The organism is Burkholderia sp. Bp8991, from assembly GCF_003853795.1.
Lineage (GTDB): Bacteria > Pseudomonadota > Gammaproteobacteria > Burkholderiales > Burkholderiaceae > Burkholderia.
Genome location: NZ_QTQJ01000003.1, coordinates 291,350 through 313,961 on the forward strand (window position 1 = coordinate 291,350; position 22,612 = coordinate 313,961).

At 68.5% G+C, this 22,612-nt stretch carries 18 protein-coding genes and 2 pseudogenes; 8 read left to right on the top strand and 12 right to left on the bottom strand.

The window, feature by feature from the left end; all coding sequences use genetic code 11:
• Nucleotides 1-127 precede the first annotated feature (127 nt).
• Nucleotides 128-1,402: an APC family permease gene (locus DIE02_RS05035; protein WP_124484993.1), complete on the top strand. Its 1,275-nt coding sequence runs from the start codon at nucleotides 128-130 to the stop codon at nucleotides 1,400-1,402.
• Between the two features lie 96 nt (nucleotides 1,403-1,498).
• Here DIE02_RS05035 and DIE02_RS05040 read toward each other — a convergent pair whose 3' ends face one another.
• The 3 genes and pseudogenes from DIE02_RS05040 to pcaQ form a co-directional block, all read right to left on the bottom strand.
• Nucleotides 1,499-1,795 carry an XRE family transcriptional regulator gene (locus DIE02_RS05040; RefSeq protein ID WP_044842919.1) on the bottom strand — a complete coding sequence of 99 codons (297 nt, stop codon included), beginning with the start codon at nucleotides 1,793-1,795 and terminating at the stop codon, nucleotides 1,499-1,501.
• Nucleotides 1,796-1,865: 70 nt separating this feature from the next.
• A pseudogene (locus tag DIE02_RS05045) lies at nucleotides 1,866-2,223 on the bottom strand (type II toxin-antitoxin system RelE/ParE family toxin).
• Between the two features lie 107 nt (nucleotides 2,224-2,330).
• Nucleotides 2,331-3,344 carry a pca operon transcription factor PcaQ gene (pcaQ, locus tag DIE02_RS05050; protein WP_124484994.1) on the bottom strand — a complete coding sequence of 338 codons (1,014 nt, stop codon included), beginning with the start codon at nucleotides 3,342-3,344 and terminating at the stop codon, nucleotides 2,331-2,333.
• Between the two features lie 277 nt (nucleotides 3,345-3,621).
• Between pcaQ and pcaH the strand changes: the two genes are divergently transcribed.
• Both pcaH and pcaG read left to right on the top strand, forming a co-directional pair.
• Complete coding sequence (pcaH, locus tag DIE02_RS05055; protein WP_124484995.1) at nucleotides 3,622-4,329, top strand: protocatechuate 3,4-dioxygenase subunit beta; 708 nt, start codon at nucleotides 3,622-3,624, stop codon at nucleotides 4,327-4,329.
• Between the two features lie 3 nt (nucleotides 4,330-4,332).
• A complete protein-coding gene (gene pcaG / locus DIE02_RS05060; RefSeq protein ID WP_124484996.1) occupies nucleotides 4,333-4,926 on the top strand; it encodes a protocatechuate 3,4-dioxygenase subunit alpha in 594 nt (197 codons plus the stop codon).
• 460 nt (nucleotides 4,927-5,386) lie between these two features.
• Here pcaG and DIE02_RS05065 read toward each other — a convergent pair whose 3' ends face one another.
• Entirely contained in the window at nucleotides 5,387-6,166 is a 780-nt protein-coding gene (locus tag DIE02_RS05065) for a helix-turn-helix domain-containing protein (protein WP_044842914.1), read from the bottom strand.
• A gap of 142 nt (nucleotides 6,167-6,308) precedes the next feature.
• Between DIE02_RS05065 and DIE02_RS05070 the strand changes: the two genes are divergently transcribed.
• Entirely contained in the window at nucleotides 6,309-7,088 is a 780-nt protein-coding gene (locus tag DIE02_RS05070; protein ID WP_124484997.1) for an alpha/beta fold hydrolase, read from the top strand.
• A gap of 35 nt (nucleotides 7,089-7,123) precedes the next feature.
• On the opposite strand, the gene DIE02_RS05075 is transcribed toward DIE02_RS05070, so the two are convergent.
• The 8 genes from DIE02_RS05075 to DIE02_RS05110 form a co-directional block, all read right to left on the bottom strand.
• Nucleotides 7,124-7,951: a M55 family metallopeptidase gene (locus DIE02_RS05075; protein ID WP_124484998.1), complete on the bottom strand. Its 828-nt coding sequence runs from the start codon at nucleotides 7,949-7,951 to the stop codon at nucleotides 7,124-7,126.
• Nucleotides 7,948-9,039 (bottom strand): P1 family peptidase, encoded by a 1,092-nt coding sequence (locus DIE02_RS05080; RefSeq protein WP_124484999.1) that lies wholly within the window; start codon nucleotides 9,037-9,039, stop codon nucleotides 7,948-7,950. Before DIE02_RS05080 ends, DIE02_RS05075 begins: the two co-directional genes overlap by 4 nt.
• Entirely contained in the window at nucleotides 9,039-9,932 is an 894-nt protein-coding gene (gsiD, locus tag DIE02_RS05085) for a glutathione ABC transporter permease GsiD (protein ID WP_124485000.1), read from the bottom strand. The genes DIE02_RS05080 and gsiD overlap by 1 nt, the downstream gene beginning before the upstream one ends.
• Before the next feature lie 13 nt (nucleotides 9,933-9,945).
• Entirely contained in the window at nucleotides 9,946-10,866 is a 921-nt protein-coding gene (gene gsiC, locus DIE02_RS05090; RefSeq protein WP_124485001.1) for a glutathione ABC transporter permease GsiC, read from the bottom strand.
• Between the two features lie 67 nt (nucleotides 10,867-10,933).
• The gene (gene gsiB, locus DIE02_RS05095) at nucleotides 10,934-12,496 is read right to left on the bottom strand and encodes a glutathione ABC transporter substrate-binding protein GsiB (protein WP_124485002.1); all 1,563 of its coding nucleotides are present in this window, start codon (nucleotides 12,494-12,496) and stop codon (nucleotides 10,934-10,936) included.
• Nucleotides 12,497-12,625: 129 nt separating this feature from the next.
• On the bottom strand, nucleotides 12,626-14,584 hold the full coding sequence (locus DIE02_RS05100) for a dipeptide ABC transporter ATP-binding protein (protein ID WP_124485003.1): 1,959 nt from the start codon (nucleotides 14,582-14,584) through the stop codon (nucleotides 12,626-12,628).
• A 27-nt stretch (nucleotides 14,585-14,611) separates the two neighbouring features.
• A complete protein-coding gene (locus DIE02_RS05105) occupies nucleotides 14,612-15,598 on the bottom strand; it encodes an isoaspartyl peptidase/L-asparaginase family protein (protein WP_124485004.1) in 987 nt (328 codons plus the stop codon).
• Nucleotides 15,595-16,545, bottom strand: coding sequence for a MurR/RpiR family transcriptional regulator (locus DIE02_RS05110; protein WP_124485005.1), 951 nt, complete (start codon nucleotides 16,543-16,545; stop codon nucleotides 15,595-15,597). Before DIE02_RS05110 ends, DIE02_RS05105 begins: the two co-directional genes overlap by 4 nt.
• Nucleotides 16,546-16,994: 449 nt before the next feature.
• Between DIE02_RS05110 and DIE02_RS05115 the strand changes: the two genes are divergently transcribed.
• From DIE02_RS05115 to DIE02_RS05130, 4 genes and pseudogenes are all read left to right on the top strand, one after another.
• Nucleotides 16,995-18,266: an MFS transporter gene (locus DIE02_RS05115; protein WP_124485006.1), complete on the top strand. Its 1,272-nt coding sequence runs from the start codon at nucleotides 16,995-16,997 to the stop codon at nucleotides 18,264-18,266.
• A 27-nt stretch (nucleotides 18,267-18,293) separates the two neighbouring features.
• A complete protein-coding gene (locus DIE02_RS05120; protein WP_124485007.1) occupies nucleotides 18,294-20,714 on the top strand; it encodes a glycoside hydrolase family 31 protein in 2,421 nt (806 codons plus the stop codon).
• Nucleotides 20,715-20,833: 119 nt separating this feature from the next.
• The gene (locus DIE02_RS05125; protein ID WP_124485008.1) at nucleotides 20,834-22,021 is read left to right on the top strand and encodes a porin; all 1,188 of its coding nucleotides are present in this window, start codon (nucleotides 20,834-20,836) and stop codon (nucleotides 22,019-22,021) included.
• A gap of 326 nt (nucleotides 22,022-22,347) precedes the next feature.
• Nucleotides 22,348-22,611: pseudogene (locus DIE02_RS05130) on the top strand (BCCT family transporter); the annotation flags it as partial.
• Nucleotide 22,612 lies beyond the last annotated feature (1 nt).

Sequence of the window (22,612 nt, forward strand, 5' to 3'; positions counted from 1 at the left end):
GGCTGACACACGGCACATCGCGGACTACTAAACGCCGCGCGGCAGCACCGCGTACGTTCGGGTAGCATCGAACGATTCATTGCGCGCCCGAGCGTGCCCATAACGAGCCTTCAGGAGACTGCCTTTCATGCCCTCGCATGCCGATTCGCCCGCCGTTCACCACGCGGGCTCGCTGACGATTTTCCAGGGCGCCGCGCTGTATATCGGCGCGGTGCTCGGCACCGGCGTGATTGCGTTGCCCGCGCTCGCGGCCGAGGTTGCAGGCCCTGCATCGCTGCTGGCGTGGGCCGCGCTCGTCGTGCTGTCGGGGCCGCTTGCCGCCACCTTCGCCGCACTCGGCGCGCGCTATCCGGACGCGGGCGGCGTATCGACCTACGCGCGACGCGCATTCGGGCCGAAGGCCGCGGCAATCGTCGGCTGGTGTTTCTATTTCGCGGTGCCGGCCGGCGCGCCGGCCGCCGCGATGTTCGGCGGCGCGTACGTCGCCGCCGTCACGGGCGGCGGACACGTCACGGTGATCGTCACGGCTGCCGCGCTGATCGCCACGGTGTCGGCCGCGAATGCGTTCGGCGTCACGGTGTCGGGCCGCATGCAGCTCGTGCTGTCGGCGCTGCTCGTCACGCTGCTGCTGGCCGCCGTGCTCGCGTCCGCGCCGCATGCAAGCACGGTGAACCTGCATCCGTTCGCGCCGCATGGCTGGCTCGCGGTCGGCCAGGCTGCCGCACTGCTCGTGTGGAGCTTCGCGGGCTGGGAAGCGATCACGCACCTCGCGGCAGAGTTCCGCCGGCCCGCGCACGACATGCCGCGCTCGGCCGGGATCGCGGTCGTGGTCGTCGGCTTTCTGTATCTGTCGGTCGCGGCCGCGAGCGTCACGGTGCTCGGGCCGTCGGCCGGCGCGTCGGGTGCGCCGCTCGCGGAACTGATCGCGGGCGGCATCGGCGGTCACGCGCAGGTGCTGGCGGCAGCGGCCGCGCTGCTGCTCACGCTCGGCACGATGAATGCGTATTTCGCGGGCGCGGCGAAGCTCGGCGCAGCGCTCGGGCGCGACGGCGCACTGCCTGCGTGGCTCGCACAAGGCAGCCAGGTCGGCGGCGTGCCGCGCCGAAGTCTTGGCGTGATCGCGGTGCTGGCCGTCGTCGCACTGGCCGCGACGACGCTCTCGGACGTCGGGCCGAAGCCGCTCGTGCTCGTCACGTCCGGATGCTTCGTGATGGTGTACGGACTCGGCGCGGCGGCCGCGCTGAAACTGCTGCCGCGCGGCGGCATCGCATATCGCTGCGCGTGGATTTCGCTGGTCGCCGTCGCCGGGCTGTTCCTGACGACGGGGTGGTTCATCTTGTGCCCGCTGCTGCTTGCGGGCGGTGCGCTGCTTTATCTGCGGATGGCCGGGCGACGCACGTGATCGCGTGCCGGCGCCCGTGTGCGGACGAGCAAACGGGCGCTCGCCGCGCTGCGCCGGCACACCGCGAACCGGCCGCGCACCGCTGCGCCGCGGGTGTCAGGCCGGCACCAGTTCGAAGCTGAGCCGCTTGCCGAGTGCGGTGGCCGCGCTCGCGAGCGTCGCGAGCGTGAGGCTCGTGTCGGTTTCGTCGAGCAGCCGGTTGAGCGCGGCGCGGCTGGTCTTCATCCGCGCGGCCATCGCGGTCTTCGTGATGTGCTGCGCCTTCATTTCCTGGCCGATCTGCCACGCGATCACGCGCTTGATCGCGGTGGCGGTGGCCGCTTCGAGATGGCCTTCGTCCTCGAGGAAGCTGTCGAAATCGCTGCCGATATGCGGGTTGTTCGTGGTCGTCATGGGTACTCCAGTGCATGGCGTGGCCGGCCGGCACATCGCCGATCGCATGTGCCGGCGCAGCCGGAGGAATTCAGATGGCGCGCGTCAGCGCTTTCAGCCGCGCGACGGTCACGTCGAGATCGTCGGACGGCGTGGCCTGCGACTGCTTGAAGAACGCGTGCAGCAGCACCATCGTGTCGCCGACGACCGTGAACAGCGCGCGCGCTTCGCTGCGGCAACATCACGCGGATTTCCCACAGATCCTGAGATATCTTCCGGACCAGCGGCATGCCAAGCGGCCAGCCGAGTTGAACGGTCTTGATCTCTTCGCCGATCACCCTGCGCTCGACCTGCCCGAGCGCCTTGAGCCATTCGCGCACCGGCTCGTTGCCACGCGCGGTGCGGAAGAACCGTACGTCGAGCGTGATCTGAATCTGCTGTCTCGCCATCGTCGTGTCATCGAGTGTATCAAAAACGGTACGATACGCCAAGCACGACGACACCCGCTACTGACCGAATGGCTAACGAATGACGGTGAAAGAGCGGCAGCCGGACGTCATCCGTCCACGCCCTGCCCGGCGTCTCGACGCTGGCGGCGAGCCGGCTTGCGCGCGCCACGGGGGGCGCGATGGGTGTGCGCATCGCCGAACCGCGCCTGCGCGATGTCGCGCACGGCGTCGATCAGCGTCCGGGCGACGGGAGACGGTTGCGCATCGGTGCGCAGCACGAGCCCGACCGGCTCGTCGGTGCCCGCGGACGGCAGCGGCAGCCGCGCGAGCGCGCCGGCCGACAAGTCGTATTCGGCCGCATAGAGCGGCACGAACCAGACCGCGTCGTTCTCGAGCGTGAGCGCACGCGCGACCGACACCGACAGCACCTCGATGAACGAATCCAGCGGCGGCGCGCCGCACGCGCCGAGCAGCTGCTCGGCCGACTGGCGGATCAGCGTGCCGAACGGCGGCAGCACGACCGGATAGCGCGCGAGCTCGGCGGCCGGCGCGGCACTCGCCAGCAGCGGATGGCCGGCGCGCACGACCGCGACGAGCGGTTCGTTGTACAGCTGCTCGAACGCGAGCCCGATCATCCGTTCCGGCTCCGACAGGCGCCCGATCGCGCATTCGATCGCCCCCGCCTTCAGGCGCTCCAGCAGCTCGGTATTCGCAGCCGTCGCGATCCGCACCACGATGCGCGGCCAGCGTGCGGTCAGCGCCTTCATCAGCGCGGGCGCGAGCGATGCCGCGACTGTCGGCAGCATGCCGATTTCGAGCGTCGCCGCGGCCGCGCCGCCTTCGCGCGCGAGCAGCCCGACACCCTGCCGCAGCGCCAGCACGCACGCGTTCGCGTGCGGGATGAACAGTTGGGCTTCGCGGGTCGGCTGCGCGCCGTGCCGCCCGCGTTCGAACAACTTCACGCCGAGGATCGACTCCAGTTCGGCGATCGTCTTCGACACGGCCGGCTGCGTGATCGACAGGCTTTCGGCCGCCTTCTGCACGCCGCCCAACTGCGCGACCGCGAGAAAACACTGCAGGTGCCGGAATTTGACGCGTCCGTCGGCGATACGGTTATTCATAACGGGGGGTTATACGAACGGTGATATCACGCCATTTTGCATAACTTTCCGGAAACACCCAAGCATTCGGCGCGGCGTCACGCATGACGCCGCCGCGCATGGACTCCGGTCGCCGGGCAGCAACGCGATCACGCCGCCTGTCCGGCGGATTTCCATGGGCGCCTCCGAACATAACGAACGGTTATGCGATTCGCGAAAAAAGGTCATTTTGCATAACTTTCCGGATTGGCTAAAGTCTTGCCATCCACTTCGCGAAATACCTGACAGGAGACGCCCGATGGATTCCCCCACGATTCTCACGCCGCGCGACTGGCCGTCGCATCCCGCGTATATCCACCCCGAGTACCGTTCGTCGGTAAAGCGCGGCCCGACCCGCCCGCTGATCCCGTTGAAGGAAAAGCTGCGCGACCAGTACGTGCCCGTCTACGGCACCGACGATCTCGGCGCGCTCGACCACGACCTGACGAAGAACGCCGTGAAGAACGGCGAACCGCTCGGCGAGCGCATCGTCGTCACCGGCCGCGTGCTCGACGAAGGCGGCAAGCCCGTGCGCAACACGCTCGTCGAGGTATGGCAGGCGAACGCGGCCGGCCGCTACGTGCACAAGGTCGACCAGCACGACGCGCCGCTCGACCCGAACTTCCTCGGCGCAGGCCGCTGCATGACCGACGCCGAAGGCCGCTACCGCTTCCTGACGATCAAGCCCGGCGCGTATCCGTGGGGCAACCATCCGAACGCATGGCGCCCGAATCACATCCACTTCTCGCTGTTCGGCGACTACTTCGGCTCGCGCCTCGTCACGCAGATGTACTTCCCCGGCGATCCGCTGCTCGCGTACGACCCGATCTTCCAGGGCACGCCGGAAGCGGCGCGTGACCGCCTGATCTCGCGCTTCTCGATGGACATCACCGAAGAAGGCTATGCGCTCGGCTACGAATTCGACATCGTGCTGCGCGGCCGCGACGCCACCCCGATGGAGCGCTGAACCATGACGACGCTGAAGCAAACCCCTTCGCAGACGGTCGGCCCGTACTTCGCGTACGGCCTGTGCCCGCAGCAATACGACTACGACCTGAAGAGCCTGTTCACGCCGGCGATCGCCACGCCGGACGCCGAAGGCGAGCACGTGCTGCTGGTCGGACAGGTGTTCGACGGCGACGGCAACGTCGTCAGCGACGCGGTGCTCGAATTCACGCAGGTGGACGGCGCGGGCCGCTATCCCGCGTCGCGCGACGACATCGCGAAGTCCGGCTTCACGGGCTTCGCACGCGTCGGCACGGGCACCGATGCGCAGCACCGCTTCGTGGTCCAGACGGTCAAGCCGGGCCGCGCCGCCGCCGACGAAGCGCCGCACATCAACGTGACCGTGATGATGCGCGGGATCCTGACCCACGCGTTCACCCGTCTGTATTTCGACGACGAAGCCGCGGCGAACGCGGCCGATCCGGTGCTGAACCTCGTGCCGGCCGAACGCCGCGCGACGCTCGTCGCGAAGCGCGACGCGCAACCGGGCCGGCCCGTCGTGTACCGCTTCGATATCCGCATGCAGGGGCCGGACGAGACCGTGTTCTTCGACGTGTGACCCGCGAGCCGGCGCACGCCGGCTGCCCGCACCGAACCGCCGTGTGGCGCGATACCGACAGGCATCGCGTCGTGCGGCGGTTTTCGCTTTCGGGCCCCCACATTCGATGCCGTGCCGCAGCACGCCCGATCGGGACGGCCGACGCCCTTGGTTGACTGCTCCCGCCTCCGGCATCAAACGCGCGATTGAAACGCATGCTGCGACAGCACATGAATCGTCGGGCCCGCACGATATCGTTTGCGCGTTACACGGCGTATGCTTTGCTATCCGCCCGACACCGACGGGATTGAATCGGAACAGGCAACAATTTCACCCGCAATGCGCGAATACTGCCCCGCTGCCTGAGCGCGTATTTTTCTGACCGAGTGCCTTCAAGCGCGTCTGACCGAAACCTGGCAGACGCGTTTTTTTCGTCCGCGACCGGAGCACGCCGCCGCACTCGCCGCCGCCTCCGCTCCGGCTAGCGGCGAACCTCCAGATACCGGCTCGGCGTTTCGCCGAGGATGCGGCGAAACGCCGACGTAAAGGCGCTCGCGCTCGCATAGCCCAGATCGAACGCGACCCGCGTCACCGGCTGCCCGTCGCTCAGGCGGGTAATCGCCGCCAGCATGCAGACCTGCTGACGCCAGGCGGCGAAACTCACGCCGGTCTGCGCGCGGAACAGCCGCGTAAACGTGCGCCGGCTCACGCCCGCGTCGGTCGCCACCTGGTCGAGATCGGCCGCGATCGACGGCGACGCGAACAGATGCCGGCAGATCTTCGCGAGGCGCGCGTCGGCCGGCAGCGGCGCGTGCAGCGACAGCCGCGGCATCGTCGCGATTTCCGCGACCAGCAGCGCCATCAGCTTGCCCGCCCGGCCGTCGACGTCGTACATCGCCGGCAGGTCGATCGCATCGTCGATCAGTTGCCGCAGGAGCGGCGACACGCCGTACACGCCGCACTGGTCCGGCAGCCCCGCGGCCTCGGCCGTGTCGTCCGACACGAACGTGTTGAGCATCGTGACCGGCCCGGTCATCGTCATTTCGTGCCGCACGCCGGCCGGCACCCAGCACGCGCGTTGCGGCGGCACCAGCCAGCGGCCGTGCGGCGTCGACACGCTGATCGTGCCGCGCGACGCGAACGCGAACTGCCCGCGCCGGTGCGCGTGCTCCGGAAACGTCGTGCCCGCCGCGTAGTCGTTGGCGGTCACCACGACGCTACGGGGAATGTCTTCGTAGGGATCCAGCAGCGTATTTCTCAAGGCCCGAATTCCATCATGAATGACCCGATATCGAAGGCGGGTCACCTTCGATCGGTCTACGATCCGCTCCACGCTTGCGCGACCGGATGGCCGCAAGACCTGACGGCCGAATCGGCCGGATAGCGACTTCTTCGGAGCGGAGATGCCCAATACGTTTCATCGCGTGGGGGACGGCCCCCACCCTGTTCTCGTGCTGCACGGCTGGTTCGGCGACGCGCGTGCGTTCGAGCCCGTCGAGACGTGGCTGTCGCACGAACGCTTCACCTATGTGTTCATGGACTACCGCGGCTACGGCGGCATGCGCGGCGCGCACGGCGCGTACTCGATCGCCGAAATCGCCGCCGACACGCTCGCCCTCGCCGACGCGCTCGGCTGGCGCACGTTCAGCCTCGTCGGCCACTCGATGGGCGGCATGGCGATCGAGAAGGTCGCCGCCATGGCGCCCGACCGGGTACGCGCGCTGGTGCCGATCGCGCCGGTGCCGTGCGGCGGCCTGCCGTTCGACGCCGCGCGACGCGCGCTATTCGAACGCGCCGCCGACCAGCTCGCCGATCGCCGCACCATCATCGATCGCAGCACCGGCGGCCGGTTGCCCGCCGCCTGGGTCGAGTGGAAAGCCGCGTATTCGGCATCCTGTTCGTCGCCGCACGCGTTCGGCGCGTACTTCCGCGCGTGGGCCGACACGGATTTCACCGACGAGATCACGGGCCGCCATCCGGTGAAGGTGCTGATCGGCGAACACGATCCGGCGTTCGACGCGGCGCTGATGGCGCGCACCTATCTGCGGCGCTATCCGCGCGCGACCGTCGACGTGCTGCGCAATGCCGGTCATTACCCGATGAACGAAACCCCGCTCGCGCTGGTCGCCGCGATGGAAGCGTTCCTGCTCGACACGGCGGCAGACCGCGCGCCCGGTGCGTGACGCGCCGCGCATCGGCGCCATCCGGTCGGTACGCATCACCGCAGCATGAACGACATGGCCGACAGGCTGTTCAGCGTGCGCACCACGTGCTCGACCGACGGCCCGTCGAAGCGCAGCGTCACCGCATCGACCCGCTCGAGCGACGGCAGCACGCAGAACAGATCGGCGAGCGCAGCCGTCTGCACGCGCAGCGTGCAAGCGGCCGGCGCGGGCCGGTGCGCGGTCGCGCGCCAGCCGGACGACAGCGCATGCGCGACCGTTTCGCGTGCGGCGGTCGCGATGCGCGCGCAGGACGCGGCCGGCGTGAGCGTGTCGCCGCTCGATGCGCCGCCGGCCGTCTTGACCGTTTCGAAACGCGCGTCCGGAAACAGCGGCCGGGTTTCCTCGGCGAATACGTCGTCGCCCGACGCCAGCGCGACGTGCGCGCCGTATTCGCGCGCCAGCGCGCCATACAGCCCGGCTTCGCCGAGTTCGACGCCGTTCAGCCACACCTGCGTGAACGCGAAGCTGTTGATGGTGTGCGCAAGCACGCCGCGCGTCTGCGACTTCGCATGAAAGCCGATCATGAACACGAGGTCGGGCTGCTGCTCGAGGCCTGCCATCATCCCCAGCGTGCGCGGCTTGCCGAGCACGACGCGGGCGCGGGCATCGAGCCCGTCGGGCAGCAGATTGCGGAAGCTGCCGTGCGAATCGTTGACCCAGACGGCCTGCGCGCCGCCGGCGAACGCGCCTTCGATCGCCGCGTTCGCCTCGGCGGTCATCCAGCGGCGCGCGCGTTCGTATTCCGGATTGCCGGCACGCGTCTGCTCGAGGGCGAACACGCCGGCGACACCCTCGATGTCGGTCGAGATCAGAATCTTCATGAATGGCTCGGACGTCCTTCGTTGCCTGCGTTGAATAACCGTTCGAGATCCGGCACCGCATCGCGCAGCGATTGCCGTACGTGGCCGTCGCGGCCGGTCACGGTCACGGCCTGCAGCAGCGCGTCGGCGATCGCGTGCTCGACGCTTTCGGCCGCGGCCATGAACAGCGGATCGAGCGCCGCATCGGCCACGAGGGCCGGCAGCGCGACGGTCGACGCATCGTGCGCGATCGTGTACGCGGTGGAAAAGGCGAGCGCGATGTCGCCGCTGCCATGCCCGTAGACCGAGCCGGTGCGGGCGAGCCCCGCGCCCGCGCGGCGCGCGAGCCGCGCCAGTTGCCGCGCGTCGAGCGGCGCATCGGTCGCGAGCAGCAGGATGATCGAGCCTTGCTCGGGCGGCGCCGCGTGCGTCGGCTGAGCGTCCGCTGCGGCACGCCGCTGCGCGACGATCCGTCCGACCGGCACGCCACCGAGCATCAGCATCGGCAGCCGGCCGAAATTCGCGAGCACGAGCGAGCCGACCGTATACGGCCTGCCGGCCGCGACGGCCACGCGCGACGCGGAGCCGATCCCGCCCTTCAGGTCGAAACACGACATCCCGCGCCCGGCGCCTGCCGCGCCACGTGCGAAATCTCGCGCCGCGGTATTGCAGGCTTCGTCGTAATGCGCGGCCGTCACCGCGAACGCCTGGATGTCGTTCAGATAGCCGTCGTTGCACTCGAACACGAGCGGGTTGACGGTCGGCCAGTCGCGGCCGATTTGCGGGTTCTCCGCGACCGCCGCGCGAATCTGCGCCTGCGCCACCGCGCCGACGCCGAACGTGCTGGTCAGCGCGATCGGCGTATCGAGCGTGCCCAGTTCGTCGACCTGCACGAGCCCGACGCTCTTGCCGAAGCCGTTGATCACGGCCGCGCCGGCCGGCACCTTGCTGCGGTACAGGTCGCCCGGGTGCGGCTTCACGACGGTGACGCCCGTCTGCACGTCGCCCGCATCGAGCGTCGCATGGCCGACCGTCACGCCCGGCACGTCGGCGATCGTGCCGCGCGGCCCGGCCGGCAGCGTCGCGGCCCACATGGGCACGGCTCGCATCAGCGCCGCTCCAGCTTCGGGTCGAGCGCGTCGCGCAGCCCGTCGCCGAGCAGGTTGAACGCGAGCACGGTCAGGAAGATCGCGAGGCTCGGGAAGATCGCGACGTGCGGCGCGGTCACCATGTCCGCGCGCGCCTCGTTGAGCATCGCGCCCCACTCCGGCGTCGGCGGCTGCGCGCCGAGCCCGAGGAACGACAGGCTCGCGGCCGTGATGATCGACGTGCCGATCCGCATCGTGAAGTAGACGACGACCGACGACACGGTGCCCGGCAGGATGTGCCGCATGATGATCGTCCAGTCGGACGCGCCGATGCTGCGCGCGGCTTCCACGTAGGTCATGTGCTTGAGCATCAGCGTGTTGCCGCGCACGAGCCGCGCGAACGCCGGAATGCTGAAGATCGCGACCGCGCAGATCACGTTGACCATCCCGTTGCCGAGGATCGCGACCACGCCGATCGCGAGCAGGATCCCCGGGAACGCGAACAGCACGTCGGCCACGCGCATCGTGATGCGGTCCCACCAGCCTTCGTAGTAGCCGGCGAGCAGCCCGAAGAACGTGCCGATGAGCGCGCCGAGCGCGACCGAGAAGAAGCCGGCCGCGAGCGAGATGCGCGTGCCGGTGACGATCCGGCTGAAGATGTCGCGGCCGAGCGAGTCGACGCCGAACCAGTGCACGGCCGACGGCCCCGCATTCAGCGCGTCGTAGTCGAAGTAGTTCTCCGGATCGAACGGCACGATGTGCGGGCCGACGAAGGCCAGCACGATGAGCGCGAGCACGAAGCCGCCGGCGACCAGCGCGACGGTCTGCTTGCGGAACTTGCGCCAGAATTCACGCCACGGCGTGCGGATCGTGTTCGATGCGGCCGGCGCCGCGGGCTGGACAGTCGCGTTCATGCTGGCCTCACGCTCACTTGAACCGGATGGTCGGGTTGATGACCGCGTACAGCACGTCGACGGTCAGGTTGATCAGGATGAATTCGAGCGAGAACAGCAGCACGATCGCCTGGATCACCGGGTAATCGCGCATCGTGACCGCATCGACCAGCAAGCGCCCGAGCCCCGGCCAGTTGAACACGGCCTCGACGACGATCGAGCCGCCGAGCAGGAAGCCGAACTGCAGCCCCATCATCGTGACGACCGGGATCATCGCGTTGCGCAGGCAATGCTTGAGCACCACCAGCGGCTCGTGCACGCCCTTCGCGCGCGCGGTGCGCACGTAGTCCTCGTTGAGCACCTCGACGAACGACGCGCGCGTGAAGCGCGCCATCACGGCCGCGACCGCGGCGCCGAGCGTCAGCGACGGCAGCACGTAGCTCTTCCACGTGCCGTCCGGCACGACCGGCAGCCAGCCGAGCTTCACCGAGAAGATCTCCATCAGCAGCATGCCGAGCGCGAACGCCGGAAACGAGATGCCCGACACCGCGATCGTCATCCCGAGGCGGTCGGGCCAGCGGTTGCGCCATACCGCCGACGCGATCCCGATCGCCATCCCGAACGCCGTCGCCCACACCATGCTGACGAGCGTGAGCAGCAGCGTCGGCATGAAGCGCTCGCCGATCTCGGTCGACACCGGCCGCTTGCTGCGCGTCGACGTGCCGAAATCGCCGTGCGCGATCTTCACGAAGAAGTTCGCGAACTGCGCGGGCAGCGGCCGGTCGAGCCCGAGATCGGTGCGCACCAGCGCGACCGTCGCGTCGTCGGCTTCCGGGCCGGCCGCGAGCCGCGCCGGATCGCCCGGCAGCAGGTGCACGAACAGGAACACCAGCACCGCGACGATCGCGAGCGTGGGCAGCAGGCCGAACAGGCGTTTGACGAGAAAATTCAGCATGGGACACCGATCGAATCAGCGCGCCGGCAGCTTGCGCCGCCGGCGCCGGACAGCAGGCGAGCTGCCGTCATTTCACCGAGATTTCGTCGAAGTTGAACGAACCGTCCGGCATCACGTACATGCCGTGCAGGCGCTTGCTGCGCGCGTAGACGATCTTCTCCTGCACCAGGAAGATCCACGGCGCGTCGGCCCACACCAGCTTCTGCGCGTCGGCGTACAGGGCGGCCTTCTTCGCGTTGTCGGTCGTCTCGAGCGCCTTCGCGAGATCGTCGTCGACGGCTCCGTTCTTGTAGTACGCGGTGTTGTAGAGCTTCGGCGGCGCCGACGTGGACGCGAGCAGCGGCGACAGCGCCCAGTTCGCCTCGCCCGTCGAGGCCGACCAGCCGCTGTAGTACATCCGCACCGGCGCCGCCGCCGGATCCTGCGCGCTCTCGACCTTCGCGACCCGCTCGCCGGCCTCGAGCGCCTGCACCTGCACCTTCACACCGACCTGCGCGAGCTGCTGCTGGACGAACTGGATCAGCTTCTGCGCCGTCGAATGGTTGTACGCGGACCAGAGCGTCGACTCGAAGCCGTTCGGATAACCGGCCTCCTTCAGCAGCGCGCGCGCCTTCGCCGGATCGTACGGCCAGGGCCCGAGCTTGGTCGCGTATTCGACGCCGACCGGGGCGACGCCCGTCTGCGGGGTCGCGTAGCCGGCGAACACGACCTTCGCGAGCGCCTCCTTGTTGACCGCGTAGTTCAGCGCTTCACGCACCTTCGGATTGTCGAACGGCTTCTTCTGCATGTTCAGCGAGATGTAGCGCTGGATGATCGACGGCCGCTCGATCAGCTCGACCTTCGGATTGCTCTTCAGGTCGGCCGCCTGCTCGAACGGAATCGTGAACGCGAAATCCGCCTCGCCGGTCTTGAGCAGCGCGGCGCGCGTGTTGTTGTCGACCACCGGCTTCCAGTCGATCGAATCGACCTTCGGATAGCCCTTCTTCCAGTAGCCGGCAAACTTCTTCACCTTCATGTCGTCGGTCTGCTTCCATTCGACGAACTCGAACGGGCCCGTGCCGACCGGATGCAGCGACACGTCGCGCCCCCACTTCTTCAGCGCGGCCGGCGAGATCATCACCGCCGACGGGTGCGCGAGCGTGTTGATGAACGCGGAGAACGGCTCGCGCAGCGTGAAGCGCACCGTCATCGGATCGACCACCTCGGTCTTCTCGATCACGCGAAACAGCCCGTAGCGCTTCAGCTTGTTCGCCGGATCGGTCACGCGGTCGAAGTTCGCCTTCACCGCGTCGGCGTTGAAGTCGGTGCCGTCGTGAAACTTCACGCCCGGGCGCAGCTTGACCGTGTAGACCTTCGCATCGGGCGACGCCTGGTAGCTCGTCGCGAGCACGTTCACCAGCTTCATGTCCTTGTCGAAGCCGAACAGCCCTTCGTAGAACGACTTCACGACGGCCTGCGACACCGTGTCGTTCGCGTCGTACGGGTCCATCGTCGTGAACGTCGAGTACACGGCGACCACGACGTTCTGCTGCGCGAACGCGGGCGCGGCGACCGACAGCGCGAGCGCGCCTGCCCCCGCGGCGAACAGCGCGCGCGGGCGGAACATCGGGAACGAATGCGGCTTGTTCATCTTGTCTGGCTCCTGTGGATGATTCGGTAACGCGTGGTGGAAATCGCGGCGCGACTGCATCCGCTCCGGGAAGTGACGCCGTTGCCTGGCGCGTGCGCAGCTACGGTCCATATGCGCCTCGCCGCACAATCAATACGCGCCGCCGACGCGATGCGTCGCGACGTAGTGATCGGGGCCGACCGCGACGAGCGGTGCGACGATCGGCTCGTCGCCGACCGCGCGGATCGGGCTCGGAATCTCGTCCGCCGCGAGCTGGCGCGGCGCATGCCGGCGTGCCGGGTCGGCCACCGGCACCGCGCTCATCAGCTTCCTCGTGTACGGATGCTGCGGCGCCTCGAACACCGCGCGGCGCGGGCCGATCTCGACGATCTGGCCGAGATACATCACCGCGACCCGATGGCTGACGCGCTCGACGACGGCCATGTCGTGCGAGATGAACAGATACGCGACGCCGAGCTCGCGCTGCAGGTCGAGCATCAGGTTCACGATCTGCGCCTGCACCGACACGTCGAGCGCGGAAACCGATTCGTCGGCGATCACGACCTTCGGATTCAGCGCGAGCGCGCGCGCGATGGCGATCCGCTGGCGCTGGCCGCCCGAGAATTCGTGCGGATAGCGGCGCGCGGCCTCCGGCGGCAGGCCGACCTTGTCGAGCAGCCAGTCGACGCGCGCCTGCGCTTCGCGGCCGCTCGCGACACCGTGCACGAGCAGCGGCTCCATGATCGAGAAACCGACCGTCAGGCGCGGGTTCAGCGACGCGAACGGATCCTGGAAGATGAACTGGATGTTCCGGCGCAGCGCCTGCAGGTCCTGGCCCTTCAGCGCGCTGATGTCGCGGCCGTCGAATTCGATCGAGCCGCTCTGCGATTCGACGAGGCGCAGCAGCGAGCGGCCGGTGGTCGACTTGCCGCAGCCCGATTCGCCGACGAGCGCCAGCGTCTCGCCCGCGCGCAGCTCGAAGCTCACGCGCTCGACCGCATGCACGTACTGCGACACGCGGCCGAACACGCCGCTCTTCACCGGAAACCGTGTGACGAGATCGCGCACGCGCAGGATCGGCGGCGCGGCCGGATCGACGCGCGGCTGCCCGGCGGCGGGGACCGCGGCGGCATCGTTCGCATCGGCCGCATCGTTCGCATCGGCCGCATCATTCGCGTCGTTCGCGGCAGACGCCGGCGCGGCCGCGCTCGCGCCGTCCACCTTCAGCAGCGGAAATTTCTCGGGGATATCGGTGCCGTGCATCGAGCCGAGCCGCGGCACGGCCGCGAGCAGCGCACGCGTGTAGCGATGCGCGGGCGTCGCGAAAATGCGCTCGGACTCGCCCTCCTCGACCTTCTCGCCGCGATACATCACCAGCACACGATCGGCCACTTCGGCCACCACGCCCATGTCGTGCGTGATGAAGATCACGCCCATGTTCATTTCGTCCTGCAGGCCGCGGATCAGTTGCAGGATCTGCGCCTGGATCGTCACGTCGAGCGCGGTCGTCGGTTCGTCGGCGATCAGGAGCGCGGGCCGGCACGACAGCGCCATCGCGATCATCACGCGCTGCCGCATCCCGCCGGACAACTGGTGCGGATAGCGCGCGAACACGCGGCGCGCCTCCGGAATGCGCACGAGATCGAGCAGCCGCAACGCTTCCGCGCGCGCTTCGGTCGCGCTCTTCGACTGGTGCAGCGCGATCGCCTCGCTGATCTGGTCGCCGACCGTAAACACCGGGTTCAGCGACGTCATCGGCTCCTGGAAGATCATCGCGATGTCCGCGCCGCGGATCCCGCGCATCGTCGCCGCACTCGCCTGCGCGAGGTCGACGAGCGCGCCGCCGCGGCGCCGCAACGCGATCCGGCCGCTCGTGATCTCGCCGCCGCCGTGCTCGACGAGCCGCATCAGCGCGAGCGACGTGACCGACTTGCCGGAGCCCGATTCGCCGACGATCGCGAGCGTCTCGCCGCGATCGACGTGAAACGACACGTTGCGCACCGCGTCGAACGTCGCGTTCTCTCGTCGGAACATCACCGACAGGTCGTCGACGGCGACCACGCGCTGTTCCGGCAGCACCAGCGCGGACGGGGTTCGGCTCGAAGTCATGCGAAGGTCTCCTCGTACGATCCGGAATCAGGCCGCATCGTCGCGATAGATGCCGACCACGGGCGTCTCGCCGACGCGCGCGTAGCCGCGATACATCCCTTCCGTGTTGAACGGCATCGCGACGTTGCCGTGCGCGTCGACCGCGACGATCCCGCCGCGCCCGGCCAGGCGCGGCAGCTTGTTCATCACGACGTCGTGCGCGGCGTCGGCAAGCGACGCGCCGCGATAGGCCATCTGCGCGGCCACGTCGTGCGCGGTCGCGAGCCGGATGAACATCTCGCCGGTGCCCGTCGCGGAGACCGCGCAGGTCGCGTCGTCCGCGTAGCAGCCGGCACCGATGATCGGCGAATCGCCGACGCGTCCGGGCTGCTTGTTGGTGATGCCACCGGTCGACGTCGCCGCCGCGATATGGCCGCGCAGGTCGCACGCGACCGCGCCGACCGTGCCGTGCTTGCGGTCGGGATCGAGCGGCTCGGCCGGCTGCCCGGCGCCGAACGCGAAGGTCGCCGCGTCGTGGTCGAGCATCATGCCGGCCGCCTCGCGCGCCTTGAGCCACTGCGCACGACGCGCTTCCGTGTCGAAGTAGCCGGGCTCGGCGAGTTCGAGGCCCTGTGCGGCCGCGAACGCATCGGCGCCCGCGCCCGCGAACAGCACGTGCTCGCTCGCCTCCATCACGCGCCGCGCGGCGAGGACCGGATTGCGCACGCGGGTCGCGCAGCAGATCGCGCCGGCCGCGAGCGTCGTGCCGTCCATCACCGCTGCGTCGAGCTCGTGCTTGCCTTCGGCCGTATAGACGGCGCCGCGCCCGGCGTTGAACAACGGACAGTCCTCGAGCATCCGCACGGCGACGGTGACGGCGTCGAGCGCGCTGCCGCCGTCGGCGAGCACCTTCTGCGCGGCCTGCAGGATCGCGGTGAGCTCGGCGCGGTAACGGCGTTCGGTGTCGGTGTCCATCGCCTCGCGCAGGATCGTGCCTGCACCGCCATGAATCGCGACGATCGCGGATGAAGTCATGATTTTTTCGGACCGGAAGAAGAAGGGTTGGCGGCCGGCAGCGCCGCTTGCGGCTGGACCAGCCACGGCAACAGGAATTCGGTCATTTCGGCGGCGGACTTCGCGGAGCGGTGCGTGCGCAGCGCGACCGCGTCGATCAGCGCCTCGATCATCGTCAGCACGGCCGCTTCCGACGTGGCCGCGAAACGCCGCTCGGCCTTCACGTACAGGTTCAGCGACGCGATCGGTGCCAGCGGCGAACCGGGCCCGTCGGAAATGCCGAGCACGCGCGCGCCGCGCGCCGCCGCGCGGCGGGCCAGCTCGATCGTGTCCTTCACGTAGCGGGGAAACGCGAGCGCGATCACGAGATCGCGCGAGTCGGCCGTGTACAGGCGCCGCGCCGCATGCGACGGGCCGCCGAGCAGCGCGAGCGACTGCACGTTGTCGTGACACACCGACAGGCCGTGTTCCATCAGCCCGGTCAGAAACGCGCTCGAACCGGCGCCGAGGATCAGCACGCGCCGCGCGCCGACGATCGCCTCGACGGCCGCTTCGACGTCGGCCGCATCCAGCTGCGCGCGCGTGTTCTCGATGTTCGTGACGGCCTGGTCGAACACCGCGTCGATCCACGCGGCGCCGCGCACGCCCTGCTCCTGCTCTTGCTCCTGCGCGGAACGCAGCCGTTCGACCGGGCCGAGCGTCGCCTCGAAGCCGCGCACGAGCGCCGCGCGCATCGCCGGATAACCGTCGAAGCCGAGCGCCTTCGCGAAGCGGTTCGCGGTCGCGATCGATGCGTTCACGGCCTGCGCCAGCTCGTCGATCCGCATCGTCGCCGCGCGGAACGGATTCGCGAGCACGAACTCGCCCATCCGGCGGTGGATCGGCGTCATCCGCGGCATGGCCGAGGCGATGCGCTCCGCGATCGCGGATTCCTCGTGACTGACATCGTGCGGAAGGAGCGGCGTCATGCGAATGGTTTTGCAAGGTGGATGAAAATCAATTTACACAATCTGCCGACAGGAAAAAAATAAATTTTCATCAGGGTTGTCACGCCCATTGCCGGGCCCGGCTGATGCAGTCGGCCCGTCGACGGCCGCTCGGCCCCGGCAAGCGGGCGTTCGGCGCTCGGTCGTCACGCAACGCGCCGGACACCCGATCTGCACGCCTATCGGGAATACCCCAAGCATGTTCGTTCGAATGCAGATTAACGTTGACCTGATTCGAATTCGAACATAGGATGCTCGAAAATGATCAGTCGTCCGATAACATCAGCTTTCGATAACATCGAAATGTTCGATTGAATGTGGTCATTTTGAGAAAAACCGGGCGAATCGGCGCCCACCAAGATCGGACATCGTACAAATAAGACTGAACGAGACGCCCTAGCCGGGCGACTTGCATGGATCAGGAGACAGCAGTGAAAAAGGTCAAGGCGTTGCGCTGGTGGATCATCGTGCTGGTATGCCTCGGCACGATCCTCAACTACCTCGCTCGAAACTCCCTCGCGGTGCTCGCACCGGAACTGAAGCAGGTGTTCGCGATCTCGACGCAGCAGTACTCGTATATCGTCGGCGCATTCCAGATCGGCTACACGATCATGCAGCCGGTGTGCGGGTTCATCGTCGACCTGATCGGGCTGCGGCTCGGGTTCGCGCTGTTCGCGATGCTTTGGTCGGTGGTCGGCGTCGCGCACGGCTTCGCGTCGGGCTGGCTGTCGCTCGGCATCCTGCGCGGCTTGCTCGGGCTGTTCGAGGCCGCCGCGATTCCGTCGGGGATGAAGGCCGTCGCCGAATGGTTTCCCGATCGCGAGAAATCCGTCGCGGTCGGCTACTTCAACGCCGGCACGTCGCTCGGCGCCGCGATCGCGCCGCCGCTCGTCGTGTTCCTGTCGATGCGGTTCGGCTGGCAATCCGCGTTCATGGTCACCGGCGCCCTCGGCTTCCTGTGGGCCGCGCTCTGGTACACGCAGTACCGCTCGCCGGCCTATCATCCGCGCCTCACGTCGCAGGAGCGCACGCTGATCCGCGACGGCCAGGCCACGATGCCGGCCGTGTCGAAGCGCCGGATTCGCGACGTCGTCACCGCGCGCCGCTTCTGGGCCATCGCGCTGCCGCGCTTCTTCGCGGAACCCGCATGGCAGACCTTCAGCTTCTGGATTCCGCTGTACCTCGCCACCGAGCGCCACATGGCGCTCACGCAGATCGCCGTCTTCGCGTGGATGCCGTTTCTCGCGGCCGACCTCGGCGGCATCGCGGGCGGCTACCTGTCGCCCTACCTCGCGAACCGGTTCAAACTGCCGCTCGTGTGGTCCCGCGTCGCCGGCGTCGCGCTCGGTTCGGTGCTGATGCTCGGGCCGGCGATGATCGGGCTCGTGTCGTCGCCGTATACGGCCATTGCCCTGTTCTGCGTCGGCGGCTTCGCGCACCAGATGATCTCCGCACTCGTCAACACGCTGTCGGCCGACGTGTTCGATCCCGAGGAAGTCGGCACCGCCAGCGGCTTCGCGGGCATGGCCGCGTGGATCGGCGGGCTCGGCTTCTCGCTGCTGGTCGGCGCGCTCGCCGACAAGATCGGCTACGCGCCGCTGTTCGCGTGCCTCGGCCTGTTCGACATCATCGGCGTCACGCTGCTCGCGGTGCTGATCCGCGGGCAGTCGAAGCAGGAACGCCTGCTCGCGCAACACGCCTGACCTTCGTTTTCATCAGGAATCGCCTTCATGACTTCGCTTCTTCATCCGCCCGTGTTCCGCGTCGCCGCCCGGCAGGCGAACCGTGTGCTGCTCGCGTCCGACGCGGGCGCGACCCTCGAGATCTTCGTGCTCGAGGACGACATCGTGCGCGTGCGCGTGCTGCCCGGCGCGACGCCGCGCAACCCGCGCACCTGGACGATCGCACCGGGCCTCGACGACGTGCCGCTCGAGGGCCGCGACCGTCTCGACCTCGGCGGGTTCGCGCTGCCCGACTACGACTTCGGCGAGGACGACGGCGGCGTGCGCATCGAAACCGCGCAGGTCCGTCTCACGGTAAGCCGGCAGGGCGGCCATTGCACGTGGTCGATGCGTGGTGCCGACGGCGCGTGGCGCGTCGTGCTCGCCGACCGCGCGACGCAGGCGTACAACTTCGGCTGGTGGGACGACCGCGCCTATCACTACGTCGCCCGCGAGCACGGCGACAAGGTGTTCGGCCTCGGCGAACGCGCGGGCGACCTCGACCGTACCGGCGCGCGCTTCGAGATGCGCAACATCGACGCGATGGGCTACAGCGCGAAGCACACGGACCCGCTCTACAAGCACATCCCGTTCTACGTCACCTGGTCGCCCGACGCGTGCCAGGGCTTCGGGCTGTTCTACGACACGCTGTCGGATTGCGCGTTCGACATGGGCCGCGAGCTCGACAACTACCACGGTCTGTACCGCTACTTCGTCGCCGAGCACGGCGATCTCGACTACTACTTCATCGCATCGCCCGACACGCCGCTCACCGCCGCCCGGCGCTTCACGTGGCTCACCGGGCGCCCGGCGCGCACGCCGAAATGGGGGCTCGGCTATTCGGGCTCGACGATGAGCTACACCGACGCGCCGGACGCGCAGCGCCAGATGAACCAGTTCGTCGAGCAGTGTGAATCACACGACATCCTGTGCGATTCGTTCCACCTGTCGTCGGGCTATACGTCGATCGGCGCGAAGCGCTACGTGTTCAACTGGAACCGCGAGAAGTTTCCCGACGCGAAGGGATTCGTGAAGCACTACCGCGACCACGGCATCCGCCTGTGCGCGAACATCAAGCCGTGCCTGCTGCGCGACCATCCCGCGTTCGACGACGCTGCACGGCGCGGGCTGCTGATCCGCTCGGCGTCCGGCGAGCCGGCGTGGGTGCAGTTCTGGGACGAGGTCGGCGCATATATCGACTTCACGCAACCGGACGCTTGCCGCTGGTGGCGCGAGCAGGTCACGTCGGCGCTGCTCGACTACGGGATCGAGTCGACCTGGAACGACAACAACGAATACGAGATCTGGTCGCCCGACGCGATCGCGCACGGCTTCGGCCAGCCATTTCCCGCGCGCGAGGCGAAAGTGCTGCAGACGATGCTGATGATGCGTGCGTCGCGCGACGCGCAGCGCGCGCATGCGCCGGTGCAGCGGCCGTTCCTCGTGTCACGCTCCGGCGGCGCCGGCATGCAGCGTTATGTGCAGACCTGGTCCGGCGACAACTACACGTCATGGGAAACGCTGCGCTACAACCTGAAGATGGGCCTCGGGCTCGCGCTGTCGGGCGTGTCGAACATCGGTCACGACATCGGCGGCTTCTCCGGTCCCGCACCGTCGCCCGAGCTGCTGCTGCGCTGGGTCCAGTTCGGCATCTTCATGCCGCGCTTCAGCATCCATTCGTGGAATGACGACGGCACCGTCAACGAACCGTGGATGTATCCGGAGATCACCGCGCGGATCGCGTCGCTGATCAAGCAGCGCTACCGGCTGCTGCCTTATCTCTATCACCTGTTGTGGCTGTCGACCACGCGCTACGAGCCCGTGCTGCGGCCGACCTTCGGCGACTTCCCCCGCGACCCGCGCTGCTACGACGAATGCGACGACATGATGCTCGGCGACGCGCTGCTCGTCGCGCCGGTGGTCGACCCGGGCCGCACGGAACGCACGGTCTACCTGCCGTCGGGCGCGCGCTGGCTGTGCTGCGCGAGCGCGCGATCGTTCGACGGCGGCGCGAGCGTGACGCTGCCCGCGCCGCTCGACACGCCGGTGATGCTGTTGCGCGAAGGCCGTGTGCTGCCGCTGAACGTCGCCGAGCAACGCTTCGGCGCGCGCGCGGACACGCGCGGCTTCCTCGTCGCGCCGCGCATCGAGGACGGCGTCGCATACGGCGAATGCGTCGAGGACGACGGCGAAACGGAAGCGTGGCGCGACGGCGAATACGGGCTGTGGCGCATCGAGACCGGCCGCCAGGCGTCGGGCGAACTCGGCGTGTCGGTCCGCTGGGACGGCCGCATGCATCGCCCCGCCGAGCGCCTCGAGATCCTGCTGCCGGCGTCGCTGCAAGGCGCGCTTGCGGTGCGCGGCGCGCGCGTCGAGCACGATGCGCGGGACGGCGCGTGGCGTCGCCTCGTCGTGGCGCTCGACGACTGACCGCGCACGCTCGGGCAAGCGCCGAGCCATGTTCGGGCGGACCGCGCACGCGGCCCGCCCCGCCATCCAAGAGGAGGCCGTCCAGCCTCCCGCCCCCTGAAGAGACCTGGAGATCGACAATGAAGGCACCGCATCATCATTATGCAATCCTGATTTTGTCCACCGCGTCGCTCGGCGCTTCCGCCGCCCATGCGCAGAGCAGCGTGACGCTGTACGGCGTGGTCGACGATTCGCTCGCGTACGTGAACAACCAGCAAGGCCACTCGAACGTGTACATGCGCGACGGCAACCTGTATGCGTCGAAGTTCGGGCTGCGCGGCGACGAGGATCTCGGCGGCGGCACGCACGCGATCTTCGACCTGCAATCCGGCTTCAACCTGAACACCGGCGCGCAAGCCGCCGCCGGCACGATCTTCAACCGCCAGGCCTTCGTCGGGCTGCGCAACGACCATTACGGCACGGTGACGGCCGGCCGCCAGTACACGCCGTACTTCCTGCTGGTCGGCCCCTACGCGTCGAGCAGCTGGCTGACCGGTGCGACCGGCGCGCATCCGGGCGACATCGACGGCCTCGACACGACCATCCGCGTGAACAACTCGGTCACCTATACGTCGCCGACCTTGTCCGGGCTGACCGCGAGCGCGATGTACGCGTTCGGCGGCATCGCCGGCGCGACCGGCAAGGGCAATACGTTCAGCGCCGCGCTGCGCTATGCGAACGGGCCGGTCGGGATCGCGGCCGGCTACCTGCGCATCAACAGCTCGGGTTCGTCGGCGGGGTTCCTGAATCCGGCGACCGCGGCGTCGGGCAGCTTCGCCGTGTCCGTGCTGAACCAGGGCTACCTGACCGCGAAGGCTGTCGAGCAGGTCGCGACGGCCGGCAACTACACGCTCGGCAACCTGACGATGGGCCTCAACTACTCGAACGTGAAGTACCTGCCCGGCAGCGGCTCCGCGTTCGCGAACACGGCCGTGTTCAACACCTACGGCGCGCTCGCCGCGTACCGCTTCACGCCGACCTTCTCGGTGGCCGGCGCGTTCGCGTACACGCTCGCGTCGAAGGCGAACGGCGTGTCGAGCGCGGCCCGCTACCAGCAGTATTCGCTGAAGGAGTCGTACAGCCTGTCGAAGCGCACGACGCTCTATGCGCTGCAGGCGTACACGCATTCGAGCGGGCGCACGCTCGGCGCGCAAGGTGCCGGCCATATCGTCGACGCGGCGCCGATCGTCGGCGACTCGCAGCAGCTCACGCCGTCGACGACGCACGGCCAGTTCGTCGGCATGGCCGGGATCGCCGTGACGTTCTGAAATCGCGGCAGCGCATCGCCCGCCGGCGCCCCGGACGGTCCGCATCATCCGGGGCGCCGGATTCCGCGCCTCGTCTGCGCTCGGTCTGGGCTCCGTCGCACTCGCCGGCTCAGTGCGAGGGTGTTCGCGATCGGCCCGATACCCTACAATTCGTCAGGTTAACCCCTGCTGCTTGCCCCTTCTTGCAGTCCCGACACCGCGCTACACTCGACGCACGCCGTATCAGGGTCCGACGTGCGACGCGCGCGCCGGGCGGCGTCGCGCCTCGTTGCGCCCACAACTGGATGCCAGCCATGCCAGGTTCCCGTCCCTCGACCCGCACGGCGTTAGAGCCGCAGGCCGTCGCCCCCAGTACGTCCGCCACCGCGCGCGAGGCCATGCTGATGCCCTTCTTCCACTGGGGCTTCCATGCGTGGGCGATCTACGGGCTGACGGGGCTCGTGCTCGCGTACTTCGGTTTCCGCTACAACCTGCCGCTGACGCTGCGGTCCGGGCTGTATCCGATGCTGCGGGAGCGCGTGAACGGCCGGATCGGCCACGCGGTCGACGCGTTCATCGCATCGTGCGGACGCGTGGCCTCCGACGGAGTCG

What these genes read in the sequence shown, in the direction of transcription:
- DIE02_RS05035 (WP_124484993.1), top strand. Translation starts at nt 128, where the DNA reads ATGCCCTCGCATGCCGATTCGCCCGCCGTTCACCACGCGGGCTCGCTG.
- DIE02_RS05040 (WP_044842919.1), bottom strand. Translation starts at nt 1,795, where the DNA reads ATGACGACCACGAACAACCCGCATATCGGCAGCGATTTCGACAGCTTC.
- pcaQ (WP_124484994.1), bottom strand. Translation starts at nt 3,344, where the DNA reads ATGAATAACCGTATCGCCGACGGACGCGTCAAATTCCGGCACCTGCAG.
- pcaH (WP_124484995.1), top strand. Translation starts at nt 3,622, where the DNA reads ATGGATTCCCCCACGATTCTCACGCCGCGCGACTGGCCGTCGCATCCC.
- pcaG (WP_124484996.1), top strand. Translation starts at nt 4,333, where the DNA reads ATGACGACGCTGAAGCAAACCCCTTCGCAGACGGTCGGCCCGTACTTC.
- DIE02_RS05070 (WP_124484997.1), top strand. Translation starts at nt 6,309, where the DNA reads ATGCCCAATACGTTTCATCGCGTGGGGGACGGCCCCCACCCTGTTCTC.
- DIE02_RS05075 (WP_124484998.1), bottom strand. Translation starts at nt 7,951, where the DNA reads ATGAAGATTCTGATCTCGACCGACATCGAGGGTGTCGCCGGCGTGTTC.
- DIE02_RS05080 (WP_124484999.1), bottom strand. Translation starts at nt 9,039, where the DNA reads ATGCGAGCCGTGCCCATGTGGGCCGCGACGCTGCCGGCCGGGCCGCGC.
- gsiD (WP_124485000.1), bottom strand. Translation starts at nt 9,932, where the DNA reads ATGAACGCGACTGTCCAGCCCGCGGCGCCGGCCGCATCGAACACGATC.
- gsiC (WP_124485001.1), bottom strand. Translation starts at nt 10,866, where the DNA reads ATGCTGAATTTTCTCGTCAAACGCCTGTTCGGCCTGCTGCCCACGCTC.
- gsiB (WP_124485002.1), bottom strand. Translation starts at nt 12,496, where the DNA reads ATGAACAAGCCGCATTCGTTCCCGATGTTCCGCCCGCGCGCGCTGTTC.
- DIE02_RS05100 (WP_124485003.1), bottom strand. Translation starts at nt 14,584, where the DNA reads ATGACTTCGAGCCGAACCCCGTCCGCGCTGGTGCTGCCGGAACAGCGC.
- DIE02_RS05105 (WP_124485004.1), bottom strand. Translation starts at nt 15,598, where the DNA reads ATGACTTCATCCGCGATCGTCGCGATTCATGGCGGTGCAGGCACGATC.
- DIE02_RS05110 (WP_124485005.1), bottom strand. Translation starts at nt 16,545, where the DNA reads ATGACGCCGCTCCTTCCGCACGATGTCAGTCACGAGGAATCCGCGATC.
- DIE02_RS05120 (WP_124485007.1), top strand. Translation starts at nt 18,294, where the DNA reads ATGACTTCGCTTCTTCATCCGCCCGTGTTCCGCGTCGCCGCCCGGCAG.
- DIE02_RS05125 (WP_124485008.1), top strand. Translation starts at nt 20,834, where the DNA reads ATGAAGGCACCGCATCATCATTATGCAATCCTGATTTTGTCCACCGCG.